The following is a 13,562-nucleotide window of genomic DNA, read 5'->3' on the forward strand; positions in this document are numbered from 1 at the left end:
CCGCACTAGAGGACCGCGCGCAGGGCCCCGGCCAGTACGGCCGGGGCTTCGGCCAGTGAGGGTCCGTACCAGGTGAGGTGACGGCCGCTGACCAGTGCGGCGGGCAGTCCGGGGAAGGCCTCCGGGCCGTCATCGGCGGTGAAGCGGTACGGCTCGTCCGGGAGCACCACCAGATCGCAGCCGGCGGCGGCGAGCTCTTCCACCGGGATCCGCGGATACCGCTCCTCGTGCCCGGCGTAGCCGTTGCGGACGCCCAGCCGCGCGAGCAGGTCACCCGCGAAGGTGTCCCGGCCCAGCACCATCCACGGCCGCCGCCACACCGGCACGAAGGCCCGGAACGGACCGACCGGTTCCACCCGCGCCCACGCGGCCTCCGCGTCCGCCAGCCACCCGGGCCTCTCCAGCCCCAGTGCCCCCACCAGCACCCGGTCCAGCTCCCGCAGCGCCTGCGGCAGGTCCCGGATCTCGGTGACCAGCACCTCCACCCCGGCCGCCCGCAGTGCCGCCAGGTCCGCGGCCCGGTTCTCCTCCTCGTTGGCGATCACCAGGTCGGGGCGCAGCCCGACGATCCGCCGCACGTCGGGGTTCTTCGTCCCCCCGATCCGCACCGCGTCGCCGAGGTCCGCCGGGTGGGTGCACCAGTCCGTGACCCCGGCCAGCACCCCGGGCGCGCTCACCGCCACGGCCTCGGTCAGCGAAGGCACCAGCGAGACGACCCGCCGCCGCCGCACTCCGCTCACTGCCCGGGGGACGGCGGCTCGGACGTCGCGTGGATGTGTTCGCCCACCGCGACGACCAGGAGCCGGGTGTCCTCGCTGACGGCCCGCCAGCGGTGGCGTACGCCGCCCGACAGGAACAGCGCGTCGCCGCTCTCCAGCCGGTACGCCCGCCCCTCCGCCTCCACCTGGCAGGCGCCGGCGACCACGTACATCAGCTCGTCGTTGCGGTGCTGGTACTCGCGCCCTGCGTCCTGGTCCCCGGTGAACTCCAGCGCGTGCAGCTGGTGGTGCCCGCGTACGAGGGGCCGTACGCCCGGGACCGGGGTGAGCCCGGATTCGTCGCCGGCCCGTACGAGGTCCACCGTGCGCGCGGTGTCGGACGCGGCCAGCAGTTCGACGGCCGTGGTCTCCAGCGCGTCCGCGACCCGCTCCAGGGAGCGCATGCTGGGCCGGGCCCGCTCGTTCTCTATCTGGCTCAGGAAGGGGACCGACAGGCCGCTGCGCGCCGACACCGCGGCAAGGGTCAGGTGGAGAGCACGACGCCGCTTGCGCACGGCCACGCCCACACGGAGCGGCTCCTTGCCGTCCTTGTCCTTGCCCTTGTCGTCCTTGTCGTTCATTTCGGGGCTGCCCTCCCCATGTCCGTCGCACATCGGTGTGCTGTAAGCACCTTACGCAGCAACCGCCTCCGGTTTCGCGTGCACGGGGCTTCCCGTACCGGTCCGCTCACTGTCCGTGGCGGCCGCCGCCGGCCGGGTTTCCGCGTTGCGGCATCATCGTCTGCGTGACGACACGACGCCTGATGCTCCTGGACACCGCCTCCCTCTACTACCGCGCCTACTTCGGTGTGCCGGACTCCGTGAAGGCCCCGGACGGCACTCCCGTCAACGCCGTGCGCGGACTGCTCGACTTCATCGGCCGCCTGGTCCAGGACCACCGCCCCGACGATCTGGTGGCCTGCATGGACGCCGACTGGCGGCCGCACTGGCGGGTGGACCTGATCCCCTCGTACAAGGCCCATCGGGTCGCGGTGGAGACGTCGAGCGGCCCGGACGTGGAGGAGACCCCCGACACGCTCGCCCCGCAGGTGCCGATCATCGAGGCGGCGCTGGACGCCTTCGGCATCGCGCGCGTGGGCGTCGCCGGTTACGAGGCGGACGACGTGATCGGTACGCTCACCGCCCGCGCGACGGGACCGGTGGACATCGTCACGGGCGACCGGGACCTGTACCAGCTGGTCGACGACGCCAGGCAGCGGCGCGTGCTCTACCCCCTCAAGGGCGTGGGCTCGCTCCAGATGACGGACGAGGCGTGGCTGCGCGAGAAGTACGGGGTGGACGGCCCCGGATACGCGGACCTGGCACTGCTGCGCGGGGACCCGAGCGACGGCCTGCCGGGCGTCCCCGGGATCGGCGAGAAGACCGCGGCGAAGCTCCTCGACGCCTACGGAAGCCTCGCCGGGATCATCGCGGCGATCGACGACCCGAAGTCGAAGCTGACCCCGGCCCAGCGCAAGCGGCTGGACGAGTCCCGGGGATATCTGGCCGTGGCCCCGAAGGTGGTCCAGGTGGCCTCGGACGTCCCGCTCCCGCAGTTCGATCCGGCCCTTCCGACGACCCCGGCGCAACCGGAGCTGGTGGACGCGCTGGCCCATCGGTGGGGTCTGGGTGGAGCAGTGTCACGGCTGAGGAGTGCGCTGCGCCCTTGAGATGCTAACTTAGGTAAGGCTAAGTTTCTGGGGAGTCAGGGGAGACACCGTGGCAGAAGGACGCGCCCGCACCGTCGGCACCGCCGTCGTCGTACGTACCGAGCGGCTGACACCGCACATGGTGCGCGTCGTGCTGGGCGGCGACGGTCTGGCCGGATTCGGCGCGGGCGAGTTCACCGACCACTACGTCAAACTCCTCTTCCCGCCGGAGGGTGTCACCTACCCGGCGCCGTGGGACCTGGAACGCATCCGCGCCGACTTCCCCCGGGCCCAGTGGCCGCGCCAGCGCGCGTACACCGTACGGAGCTGGGACGCGGCGCACCAGGAGCTGGCCCTCGACTTCGTCGTCCACGGCGACGAGGGCCTGGCCGGCCCCTGGGCGGCGCGGGTCCAGCCCGGTGAGGTCGTACGCTTCCTCGGCCCGGGCGGCGCCTACGCCCCGGACCCGGCGGCCGACTGGCACCTGCTGGTGGGTGACGAGAGCGCGCTGCCGGCGATCGCCGCGGCGATGGAGCGGATGCCGGCGGGTGCGCGGGTCCACGCCTTCGTGGAGGTCGAGGGCCCGCAGGGCGAGCAGAAGGTCGCCACCCCGGACGGGGTCGTCCCGGTCTGGCTGCACCGCGGCGACCGCCCGATCGGCGAGGCCCTGGTGGAGGCGGTCACCTCCCTGGAGTTCCCCTCCACGGACGTGCACGCCTTCGTCCACGGCGAGGCGGGTTTCGTGAAGGACCTCCGCCGCCACCTCCGCCTGGAACGCGGCATCCCGCGCGAACGCCTGTCGATCTCGGGCTACTGGCGGCTGGGCGAGACGGACGAGGGCTGGCGCGCGATCAAGCGCGACTGGAACGCCGCGGTCGAAGCCGAACAGGACCACGCCGCGGCCGCATAGCCCCCGGCGTCGGCTCACCTCAAAGATCGGGGCTCCGCCCCGTACCCCGCGCCTCGCAACGCCGGCGGGGCTGGCTGTGGCCGCTGCCTTCCTCCTGGGCACCTTCACCCAGCAGTAGCCGCATAGCCTGTCCCCCGATGAGACGCAGAACCCAGCCGCCCCCCTCGCCCCTCCCCCAGCGCGCCGGCATCGACCCGGTGCGGCTGCGGCTGCCCCCCGACCCCGACGGCAGGTGGCCGGACCTCGGCGGCTACCTCGCCGCGCACTACGCCGGCGGCCCCGGCTCCGAGGTCATCGCCCGGCTGCTGCGCGCCGGGCGGGTGCTCGGCCCCGGCGGACGCGTCCTGAGCGCGCAGGACCCGTACGAGCCGGGCGCCTACCTGTGGTTCCACCGGGACCTCGTCGCGGAGCCGCCCGTGCCCTTCCCGGTCCCCGTCCTGTACCGCGACCCGCACCTGCTGGTCGTGGACAAGCCGCACTTCCTGGCGACCACACCGCGCGGCAGCCACGTCACCCAGACCGCCCTGGCCCGGCTCCGCGAGGAGCTGGACCTGCCCGCCCTGAGCCCGGCGCACCGGCTGGACCGGCTGACCGCGGGACTGGTGATGTTCAGCATCCGGCCCGAGGACCGCGGGGCGTACCAGCTCCTCTTCCAGCAGCGCCGGGTGGACAAGGAGTACGAGGCGCTCGCGGCCCACGACCCGTCGCTCACCTTCCCGCGCACCGTCCGCAGCCGGATCGAGAAGACCCGCGGGGTCATCGCGGCGGCCGAGGTCCCCGGCGAGCCCAACGCGGAGAGCCTCGTCGAACTCACCGGTGTCCAGGGCGGACTGGGCCGCTACCGGCTGACCCCGCACACCGGCCGCACCCACCAGCTGCGGGTGCACATGAACGGCCTGGGCCTGCCCATCCTCGGCGATCCCGTGTATCCGCAGGTCACCGACCCCGCTCCGGACGACTACCGGCGGCCGCTGCAACTCCTCGCCCGGGTACTGGAATTCACCGACCCGGTCACCGGAGCCGCCCACCGCTTCGAGAGCGCCCGCACCCTGCAGGCCTGGCACGACCGCGACGGCTGGGAGGCCGGGACCGATGGCGAGGACGGCTGAAGGGCGCTAAGCGGGCCGGGGCTCGCCCCCGGCGGCGCCGACGCCCGCGATCCGCAGTGCGGCGTCGGCGGTGGCCTCCGCGAAGACCGTGACCGGCCGGCCCGGATCGGCGCGGTGGATCAGCATGACGCCCTCGATCAGCCCGAAGACCAGGTCGTTGCGGAGCGCCAGGGCGGCGCTGTCCCCGGCCAGTTCGGCGCCCACTCCGGTCCCGTGCAGCAACACCCGGTAGGCGTCCTTCAGTTCGCCGCGCGTGCGGCGGAACTGCGCGAAGCGCGCACCCCTCACCTCGGGCAGCAGGTAGAGCGCCCCCAGGTTGTACGGACCCCCGCACAGCAGCAGCACGTCGGAGCGGCACAACTCCCACAGCCGCCGCGCGGCGGACCGCCCGGTATCGGCGAGCAGTTGCCGGGCCAGCACCAGCGAGGGCGCCACCGTGGACTCCAGCAGCTCGGCGAGGAGGTCCTCCTTGCCGCCGAAATAGTGGTACATCGTGGCCTGGCGCATTCCGGCCCGTTCGGCCACCGCCCGCGTGGTGGTGGCCGCGTACCCCTGCACCGTGAACAATTCGGCCGCCGCGCAAAGGAGTTCCTCGCGCGGCGGCCGACCACTCACCGGCCTCAGCTGGTCGGCGCGTGGCCGACCGACCCGTCTCGGCCCTTCGTCTGCTCCGCCGCTCATGGCCCGATCGTCGCACACAGCACGCCAATTCGATCATGGCAAGAGATCAGATCAGGCCAGCCCCGCTCTCGGAGGAAGCCCCAAAAACGCCTAGCCGACCGAACTGTAGGCCACTACGCCCCGCAACAGCGCGTCGACGGCCTTCCGGGCATTCCGGGCCACCGTGCTCCCGCTCTCGCCGGAGGACGAGGGAGCCGCCGCCGCGATCTGCCCCAGCACGTCGATGACCTGCTTGCACCAGCGCACGAAGTCACCGGCCGGCATCTCCGCCTCGCGCAGCACCTCGTCCAGGCTCTTGTCGGAGGCCCACTGGTACGCCGCCCAAGCGAAGCCCAGGTCCGGCTCGCGCTGGCCCACGCCCTCCGCCTGGTTGATGCGGTGCTCCTCCTCCAGCGCGTCGAGCCGGCCCCAGATGTGGACCATCTCGCCCAGCGCCGCCTTCGCCGCGCCACCCGGCACCTTCGGCGCGACGGCGTCGTCGGACTGCCGCGCCTCGAAGACCAGCGCCGAGACGCAGGCGGCCAGTTCGGCCGGGCTCAGGCCCTCCCAGATGCCCGCGCGCAGGCACTCGGAGGCCAGCAGGTCCAGCTCCCCGTACAACCGGGCGAGCCGCTTGCCGTGCGCGGTGACCTCGTCCTCGCGCAGGTAGTCCAGCTCGGTGAGGAGGGCGTGGATCCGGTCGAAGGTGCGGGCGATGGTGTTCGTCCGCCCCTCGATCCGCCGCTCCAGCTGCACCGTGTCCCGCTTGAGGCGGTGGTAGCGCTCCGCCCAGCGGGCGTGGTCCTCGCGCTCGTCGCAGCCGTGGCAGGGGTGCGCCCGCAGCGCGGCCCGCAGCCGGGCGATCTCGCGGTCGTCGGCCGCCGCGGCCCGGCCGCGCGCCCGTCGCTCCGGCGTGATGTGCCCGGCCTTGGTCCGCAGCTGGGACGCCAGGTCCCGACGGGACTGCGGGGAACGCGCGTTGAAGGACTTGGGGATCCGCATCCGGTCGAGGGCCTCCACCGGAACCGGGAAGTCGATCGCGGCGAGCCGCTTGACCTGCCGCTCGGCGGTGAGGACCAGTGGACGCGGGCCTTCCGCGTACTCGTACCCGCGGTGCCCGTTGACCCGCCCGGCCGGCACTCCCGGGTCCAGGACCAGCGCGAGCCCGGCGAACTTGCCTGTCGGCACGTGGATGATGTCGCCCGGCTTGAGCTTCTCCAGCGAACTGGCCGCCTGCACCCGCCGCTGGGCAGCACCCTGCTTGGCCAGCTCCGTCTCGCGGTCCTTGAGGTCACGGCGCAGCTGCGCGTACTCCTCGAAGTCGCCCAGGTGGCAGGTCATGCCCTCCCGGTAGCCCTCCAGGCCCTCCTCGTTGCGCTGCACCTGCCGGGAGATCCCGACGACGGAGCGGTCGGCCTGGAACTGCGCGAAGGAGGTCTCCAGCAGCTCGCGCGAGCGGTGCCGCCCGAACTGGCTGACGAGGTTCACGGCCATGTTGTACGAGGGCTTGAAGCTGGAGCGCAGCGGATACGTACGGGTACCGGCGAGCCCGGCGAGCGCCGCCGGGTCCATGGCCCGCTGCCACAGCACCACCGCGTGGCCCTCGACGTCGATGCCGCGCCGTCCGGCCCGGCCGGTCAGCTGGGTGTACTCGCCCGGCGTGATGTCGGCGTGCTGCTCGCCGTTCCACTTGACCAGCTTCTCCAGGATCACCGTGCGCGCGGGCATGTTGATGCCCAGCGCCAGGGTCTCGGTGGCGAAGACGGCCTTCACCAGGCCGCGTACGAAGAGCTCCTCGACGACCTCCTTGAAGGTGGGCAGCATGCCCGCGTGGTGCGCGGCGATGCCCCGCTCCAGGCCTTCGAGCCACTCGTAGTACCCGAGGACGTGGAGGTCCTCTGTGGGAATGGAGGCGGTCCGCTCCTCGACGATCTCGCGGACCCTCAGGCGCGCGGAGTCGTCGTTGAGCCGCAGGCCGGCGTACAGGCACTGCTGGACGGCGGCCTCGCAACCGGCGCGGCTGAAGATGAAGTTGATGGCGGGCAGCAGCCCGTCGTTGTCGAGGCGGGCGATGACCTCGGGCCGGGAGGGGGTCCAGATCCGGCCGCGGGAGCGCCGCTCGCGCTCGCGGTCCGCCTCGCGGACCATCTTGCCGCGCCGCCGGTCCTTCGGACTGTACGTGCGGCTGTTCTCCTCGCGTGCCATGCGCAGCAGGTCGGGATTGACCTCCCGGCGGGCGGAGCCGCGGCCGCCGTGGTCGGACTCCTCCTCGAACAGGTCGTAGATCCGCCGGCCGGCCATGACGTGCTGCCACAGCGGGACGGGCCGCTCCTCGGAGACGATCACCTCGGTGTCGCCCCGTACGGTGTCCAGCCAGTCGCCGAACTCCTCGGCATTGGACACGGTGGCCGACAGGGAGACCAGGGTGACCGAATCGGGGAGGTGGATGATCACTTCTTCCCAGACGGCTCCGCGGAACCGGTCGGAGAGGTAGTGCACCTCGTCCATCACCACGTAGCCGAGGCCGCGCAGCGACTGCGAGCCCGCATACAGCATGTTGCGGAGCACCTCGGTGGTCATCACGACCACCGGCGCCTCGCCGTTGACGCTGTTGTCGCCGGTCAGCAGGCCCACCTTGTCGGCGCCGTAGCGCTTGACGAGGTCGGCGTACTTCTGGTTCGACAGGGCCTTGATCGGCGTCGTGTAGAAGCACTTGCGGCCCTGCTGGAGGGCCAGGTGCACGGCGAACTCGCCGACGATCGTCTTGCCCGAGCCGGTCGGGGCGGCCACGAGGACGCCCTTGCCCGCCTCCAGTGCCTTGCAGGCCTCGACCTGGTACGGATCCAGGTCGAATTCGTACATCTCGCGGAAGGGCGCCAGGGCGGTGGCCTCTTCGACGGCGCGGATCCGGGCAGCGGCGTACCGCTCGGCGGGTGAGAGTTCTTCGGTCATCTTGAGATCGAGCCTACCCGTCACCTCTGACAACAGTCGCGATCATTTAAGCGGAGCGCGATGACGCGCTACGTGAGGATCCGGGCGGCCCCGGGTACGCACTCTGCGGTCACCGGCAGCGGTCCGAGCGGCTCCCCGTCGGCGTACGCGGTGATTCCGGCCGCCTCCAGCGCGACCTTCCGCGCCCGGTGGACGGTCACCTTCGGGTGGCTGAGGTGCGTCCCCTTGTAGACCTGGGGGAAGACCTTGAGCAGGGTGCCCCGGCTGCAGTCGCCGACGACCGTGATGTCGAAGAGCCCGTCGTCGGGGACGGCGTCCGCGCAGATGCGCATGCCCCCGCCGTACGAGGATCCGTTGCCGACGGCCACCAGCGTGGCCTCGGTCTCGATGGCCGGGCCGTCGTCCAGGGTGATCCGGTACGGGAAGGGCCGGAAGGCGGCCAGCTCCGCGATCATCGCCAGGTCGTACTTGAACCGGCCCGCCGGCAGCCGCATGCGGTTGCCGCGGTCGTTGACCTTCGAATCGAAGCCGGAGCACAGCACGGTCCCGTACCAGGTGTCCTGCACGCGGCCGAGGTCGACCTCCCGGATCCGCCCCTCCTTGAGGGCCTCGGCGGCCATCCGTCCCGCCCGCGCGGGCTCCCGTACGGGCAGCCCCAGGGCCCGCGCGAAGTCGTTCCCGGTGCCCACCGCGATGACCCCGAGGGGCACGAGCGTCCCGGCCAGGGCCTGGAGCGCCAGGGAGACCATGCCGTCGCCGCCCACCGCGATCACCGCGCCGGTGCCCTCGCGGACGGCGGTGCGCAGCCGGGCCAGCGCGTCGGGACCGTCGGTGCCGACGACGGTCCGGACCGAGAAGCCCGCCGCCCGCAGAGCGGAGGCGGCCGGCTGCGCGGCGTGCGCGCCCCGGCCGCGGCCCGCGGTGGGATTGACGAAGAGGGTGATCTCAGAGCTCACGCTGCGGTAGCTGGGGGAGTACCTGTCAGGTCGCGTCGTCGTAACCATTGATCCGCTGACGTCCGCCGTCCGCCTGGCCGGGCAGCTCGGCGGGGGCCGGGACCGGCTCCATCGCACCGATCGGCGCCGGGGTGAGGTCCAGGTCGGCGGCTTCGTCGTCGTCGAGGCCCGCGTCGGGGTCGTTGCGCTTGCGCCTGCGGTCGTTGACCAGGCAGACGGCGAGCGCGACGAAGTACAGGGCCACGATCGGGGCGGCCAGCGACAGCATGGTGAGCGGGTCACCGGTGGGCGTCGCGAACGCGGAGAAGACCGTGATGCCCAGCACCATGGCGCGCCACCAGCTCGCCAGTCGCTTCGCGGTGAGCACCCCGGTGAAGTTGAGGAGGATCAGCAGCAGCGGCAGCTCGAACGCCAGGCCGAAGACGACGACCATGCGCGTGACCAGGTCGAGGTAGTCGTCGACAGGGAGCAGGTTGCGCGCGTGCTCGGGGGTGAAGTCGAGAAGGATCGTCGCGGTCTGCGGGAGGATCTTGTACGCGAGTACCGCGCCGGCGCCGAACAGCGGAGCGCCGACCGCGACGAAACTCGTCGCGTACTTCTTCTCGTGGCTGTGCAGGCCGGGGGCGGTGAACGCCCACAGCTGGTAGAGCCACACCGGCGCGGAGAGCACCACACCGGCGGTGAGCGAGACCTTCAGGGCGATCGAGAACGGGGCGATCAGGCCGTTCACGGTCATGTCGGCGCAGGGCCGGCCGTTGCGCTGCGAGACCACCCCGTCGGTGCAGCCGACGGAGTCCAGCATCGGCTTCAGCATGAAGTCGATGAGGTCCTTGTAGAAGAAGGCCGCCACGACGGTGATCACGATGATCGCCAGGACCGACTTCAGCAGACGGTTTCTCAGCTCACGCAGGTGCTCGACAAGAGGCATCCGCCCTTCGGCGTCCTTGTCCGCTTTCTCCTGCTTGCGGGCAGACTTGAGCAACCCACGTCCCTTGGCTCGATGCAGATGACTGGCGTGTCCGGCTTGTCTCAGCCCTGGGTGGTGCGGTTCGGCTCGCTGACGGGCCGGGAGCTGGTCACGTCACCGGGCGCGGCCTGGATGGTGCGCGGGGCGACGGGCTGCTGCGGGGCCTGGTCGGCGACGGTGGCAGCGGCAGCCGCGTCCTCCGCTTCGCCGTCCTTCTTCATGGCCTTGGCCTCGCTCTTGAGGATGCGGGCCGACTTGCCGAGCGAACGGGCCATCTCGGGGAGCTTCTTGGCGCCGAACAGCAGCACGATCACAGCGATGATCAGAAGGATCTCAAGGGGCTTCAGATTGCCGATCATGTGTGTCTTCCTTCTCACCGAAACGGCTGGTTGTGGTGGCTCTGGACGGACTCGGACAGAAATCCGGTGACCGCTCAGGCAAGGATCGTAACCCCCGGGGGTTAACGCCCGGCAATCCCCCGGGGTACCCCCGCTTATGCGCGAGCCGGTTGTTCACGCCCCGGTCATCCGCATTCGTCCCGCTTCACGGTCGCACGCCGCGGCCCGCCCGGGCCAGATCGGCCGCGGCCCGTTCAAGATCCTCCGAGGCGGCGGTGATCCGGCGGCTGGCCAGCGCGACCTGCCCGGAGAGCCTGCGGACCTCCACATAGACGCGGACCGCCGCCGCGGCGAGGACGGCGATCCCGAGGAAACCCAGGGCAATTGCGAGCATCGGCCACAGCATGGGAAGAGCCTAGGCCACTGCGGGGCTCACACGCTGCGCAGGGTGCTCACGCCTCCGCCGGTCAGGAGTTCCACGATGCGCTCCCCCGCCGGTTTGCGGACGGCCGTGCCGCACTGGGGGCAGGTGAAGGAGTAGAAGGTGGTCCGCCGGCTGCCGCCGATGACCAGACGCAGGGCGCCCGCGTCCAGCTCGAAGCGGGCGTGGCAGTCGGGACAGGCCGCCTTGAAGGCGACGGGCCCTGGCGTAGGCGACATCGACCGCTGCTCCCCTCAGACCTGTTCCCCGTACCCCGCGAGTGCTTCCCGGGCCGCGCTGCGCGCACTGTCCGCCAGCTCCACGGGAGCGACGATCCGCCCCTCGCGGCCCAGCCGCAGCGCGAGCCGGCGCAGCGAGGCCGGGTCCGGGCTGCGCAGTGTGATCCGCAGCCCGCCCCCGTCCAGTTCCTCGGCTCTGTCGTGCGGGTAGTACTCGGCGACCCAGCGCCCGCCGGGCCCCACCTCGACGACGACCTCCGGGTCCTCGGCCGCCGGCTGGACCAGGCCCTCGGACAGGTCGCGCGGCTCGATGGCGGGCGGCTCGGCCCGCTCGTCCAGCAGCCGGATCTCCGCCACCCGGTCCAGGCGGAAGGTGCGCCGGGCCTCGGAGAGGTGGCACCACCCCTCCATGTACGTGTGCCCCACCGCGAAGAGCCGGATCGGGTCGACCTTGCGCTCGGTGAGCTCGTCGCGCGCGGGTGAGTAGTAGCGCAGCCACAGCCGGCGGCGCTCCGCGATGGCCCGGTCGACGTCCGCGAAGACCCCGCCCTCGGATTCGAAGGTCACCGACAGCCTGGAGCTGGCCCCGGCGGCCTCGCCCGCCGCGGCCTCCAGCTTGGCGGTCGCCCGCAGCAGCGCGTCCCGGTCGCTCTCGCGCAGCCCGGGCAGGGTCGCCACCGCGCGGGCGGCGACCAGCAGCGCCGTCGCCTCGTCCGCGGCGAGCCGCAGCGGCTCGGCGGTGGACTCCCCCGAGGCGTCGGGGTTGCGCCACCAGATGCGCTCCCCGTCGGTGTCGATGTCGAGCAGGTCCCCGCCCCGGAAGCTGGTTCCGCACATGGGCAGCACGTCGAGGTCCGAGATCAGCTCGTCCTCGGTGATCCCGAAGGCGCGCGCGACGTCGGCGACGTGTGCGCCCGGGCGCTCGCGCAGGTACGTGACCAGGGACAGCATCCGGCGGGTCTGGTCGATGGCGTTGGCAGCCATGCTGGTACGTCTCCCCCTCAGGGCGTTGCTACTGATGTTGCGGGCCGCTGGTCTTCCGGGCGGGTGCAGTCCGGGCTGGTGGCGTCCGGGCGCTGACGGTCCGGGTGCTTACGGTCCGGGTGCTGATGTTCCGGTCAGCCCTTGGCGACGGCGCGCAGCCGGTCCACCACGTCCGCCCGCAGGTCCTCCGGCTCCAGCACGACGACGTCCGGGCCGAACTCCACCAGCCAGGCGTCCAGCCCGTGCCCGTACGGGATCTCCAGCTCGTCCCAGCCGTCGCCGCCCTCGCGCACGGCGGTGGCCTTGGCCCGCAGCGGGTAGCCCGCCCCGGCGCGAAGCCGGATGCGCGCGGAGCGGTCCGCGCTCTCCCCGGCCCAGCTCGCCACCGTCTCCCGTACGGTCACCACGTCCGGTACCCCGGCGGTGTACTTCCCGGCGCGTGAACGGACCTTGCCGGTGATCCGGGAGAGCCGGAACACCCGCTCCGCCCCGCGGTCGCGGTCGAAGCCGGCCAGGTACCAGTGGCCGCGCCAGCACTCCAGGGCCCACGGCTCCACCTGGCGGGTCTCGGGCCGGGCCGCGGTGGACTTGCGGTAGTCGAAGACCACCGGCCGGCGGTCCCGGCAGGCCAGCATCAGCGGCTCGAAGGCCGCCTCGTGGACGGGGATGCGCGGCTCGATGGCACTGTGCTGGCCCTCGTACGGGTCCCCCGCCTCCGGCATCCCGCCGGCGCGCAGCTTCTGCAGGGCGCCGCTGGCCGCGCCCGCGAGACGGGCCTGCTGCCAGACCTTGGCCGCGAGGCCCAGGGCCGCAGCCTCCTCGGCGTCCAGGGAGACGGGCGGCAGCCGGTTGCTGTCGCGGCGGGCCAAGTAGCCGGTCTCGCCCTCCAGGTTCTCCACCGTCTCGATGACCAGGCCGAGTTCACGCAGATCGTCCTTGTCCCGCTCGAACATGCGGTTGAAGGACTCGTCGTTGCCGGCTTCCAGGTAGGCCTCGATGGAACCGCGCAACTCGCGCTTGCTGAGCGGCCGGCGGGTCCCCAGCAGACACAGCGCCAGATTCATCAGCCGCTCGGCCTTGGCAATCGCCATCGACGCCGTTCCCCCGCTCTCGACACACACACTCGTGACCGTTGACCGTACCGCCCCGGCGCGCCCGGACAAAAGCGAGGGGCCCCCGCCGGACGGCGGGGGCCCCTCAACCGATCGCGGAAGTCCGGATCAGCCGACCTTCACCAGGTCGCAGACGAAGATCAGCGTCTCGCCCGGGGCGATCGCGCCGCCCGCGCCGCGGTCGCCGTAGGCGAGGTGCGCGGGGATCACGAGCTTGCGGCGGCCGCCGACCTTCATGCCCTGGACACCCTGGTCCCAGCCCGCGATGACCTGGCCGACACCGAGCTGGAACTGGAGCGCGGAGCCACGGTTCCAGGAGGCGTCGAACTCCTCGCCGGTGGAGAAGGCCACGCCCACGTAGTGGACGGAGACCCGGTCGCCGGCCTTGGCCTCGGCGCCGTCGCCCACCCAGATGTCCTCCTTGACGAGGTCCTTGGGGGCCTCGCCCTCGGGGAAGTCGATCTCGGGCTTGCTGAGCTCGTTGCTCACGGAACTGCTCCTCATAGGT

Annotated in this window: 15 protein-coding genes; 3 read left to right on the top strand and 12 right to left on the bottom strand. The window is 72.1% G+C overall.

The window, feature by feature from the left end:
* Positions 1–5: 5 nt before the first annotated feature.
* On the bottom strand, positions 6–740 hold the full coding sequence (locus AB0D48_RS18425) for a helical backbone metal receptor (protein ID WP_362397356.1): 735 nt from the start codon (positions 738–740) through the stop codon (positions 6–8).
* Positions 737–1,339 carry an XRE family transcriptional regulator gene (locus AB0D48_RS18430; RefSeq protein WP_362397359.1) on the bottom strand — a complete coding sequence of 201 codons (603 nt, stop codon included), beginning with the start codon at positions 1,337–1,339 and terminating at the stop codon, positions 737–739. The genes AB0D48_RS18425 and AB0D48_RS18430 overlap by 4 nt, the downstream gene beginning before the upstream one ends.
* A 182-nt stretch (positions 1,340–1,521) precedes the next feature.
* Here AB0D48_RS18430 and AB0D48_RS18435 point away from each other — a divergent pair, with 182 nt between their 5' ends.
* The 3 genes from AB0D48_RS18435 (at position 1,522) to AB0D48_RS18445 (ending at position 4,425) form a co-directional block, all read left to right on the top strand.
* Complete coding sequence (locus AB0D48_RS18435) at positions 1,522–2,427, top strand: 5'-3' exonuclease (protein WP_362397445.1); 906 nt, start codon at positions 1,522–1,524, stop codon at positions 2,425–2,427.
* Positions 2,428–2,476: 49 nt separating this feature from the next.
* The gene (locus AB0D48_RS18440) at positions 2,477–3,316 is read left to right on the top strand and encodes a siderophore-interacting protein (RefSeq protein ID WP_362397362.1); all 840 of its coding nucleotides are present in this window, start codon (positions 2,477–2,479) and stop codon (positions 3,314–3,316) included.
* 137 nt (positions 3,317–3,453) lie between these two features.
* Positions 3,454–4,425 carry a pseudouridine synthase gene (locus tag AB0D48_RS18445; protein WP_362397365.1) on the top strand — a complete coding sequence of 324 codons (972 nt, stop codon included), beginning with the start codon at positions 3,454–3,456 and terminating at the stop codon, positions 4,423–4,425.
* Positions 4,426–4,431: 6 nt separating this feature from the next.
* Here AB0D48_RS18445 and AB0D48_RS18450 read toward each other — a convergent pair whose 3' ends face one another.
* The 10 genes from AB0D48_RS18450 to AB0D48_RS18495 form a co-directional block, all read right to left on the bottom strand.
* Positions 4,432–5,106, bottom strand: coding sequence for a TetR/AcrR family transcriptional regulator (locus tag AB0D48_RS18450; RefSeq protein ID WP_362397368.1), 675 nt, complete (start codon positions 5,104–5,106; stop codon positions 4,432–4,434).
* Between the two features lie 90 nt (positions 5,107–5,196).
* Entirely contained in the window at positions 5,197–8,037 is a 2,841-nt protein-coding gene (locus AB0D48_RS18455) for a DEAD/DEAH box helicase (protein WP_362397371.1), read from the bottom strand.
* A 68-nt stretch (positions 8,038–8,105) separates the two neighbouring features.
* Positions 8,106–8,993, bottom strand: coding sequence for a diacylglycerol kinase (locus tag AB0D48_RS18460; RefSeq protein ID WP_362397373.1), 888 nt, complete (start codon positions 8,991–8,993; stop codon positions 8,106–8,108).
* A gap of 25 nt (positions 8,994–9,018) precedes the next feature.
* Complete coding sequence (gene tatC, locus AB0D48_RS18465; RefSeq protein WP_362397376.1) at positions 9,019–9,975, bottom strand: twin-arginine translocase subunit TatC; 957 nt, start codon at positions 9,973–9,975, stop codon at positions 9,019–9,021.
* Between the two features lie 47 nt (positions 9,976–10,022).
* Complete coding sequence (gene tatA, locus AB0D48_RS18470; RefSeq protein ID WP_362397379.1) at positions 10,023–10,319, bottom strand: Sec-independent protein translocase subunit TatA; 297 nt, start codon at positions 10,317–10,319, stop codon at positions 10,023–10,025.
* 184 nt (positions 10,320–10,503) lie between these two features.
* Positions 10,504–10,704 carry a hypothetical protein gene (locus AB0D48_RS18475; protein WP_362397381.1) on the bottom strand — a complete coding sequence of 67 codons (201 nt, stop codon included), beginning with the start codon at positions 10,702–10,704 and terminating at the stop codon, positions 10,504–10,506.
* Between the two features lie 26 nt (positions 10,705–10,730).
* Positions 10,731–10,958 (bottom strand): hypothetical protein, encoded by a 228-nt coding sequence (locus AB0D48_RS18480; protein ID WP_362397384.1) that lies wholly within the window; start codon positions 10,956–10,958, stop codon positions 10,731–10,733.
* Between the two features lie 15 nt (positions 10,959–10,973).
* On the bottom strand, positions 10,974–11,942 hold the full coding sequence (locus AB0D48_RS18485) for a WYL domain-containing protein (RefSeq protein ID WP_362397387.1): 969 nt from the start codon (positions 11,940–11,942) through the stop codon (positions 10,974–10,976).
* 134 nt (positions 11,943–12,076) lie between these two features.
* Entirely contained in the window at positions 12,077–13,033 is a 957-nt protein-coding gene (locus AB0D48_RS18490) for a WYL domain-containing protein (RefSeq protein ID WP_362397389.1), read from the bottom strand.
* A gap of 129 nt (positions 13,034–13,162) precedes the next feature.
* On the bottom strand, positions 13,163–13,558 hold the full coding sequence (locus AB0D48_RS18495) for an FKBP-type peptidyl-prolyl cis-trans isomerase (protein ID WP_362397391.1): 396 nt from the start codon (positions 13,556–13,558) through the stop codon (positions 13,163–13,165).
* Between the last annotated feature and the right edge of the window lie 4 nt (positions 13,559–13,562).

The sequence above is a fragment of the Streptomyces sp. NPDC048269 genome (assembly GCF_040652395.1).
In the GTDB taxonomy this organism is placed as follows: Bacteria; Actinomycetota; Actinomycetes; order Streptomycetales; family Streptomycetaceae; genus Streptomyces.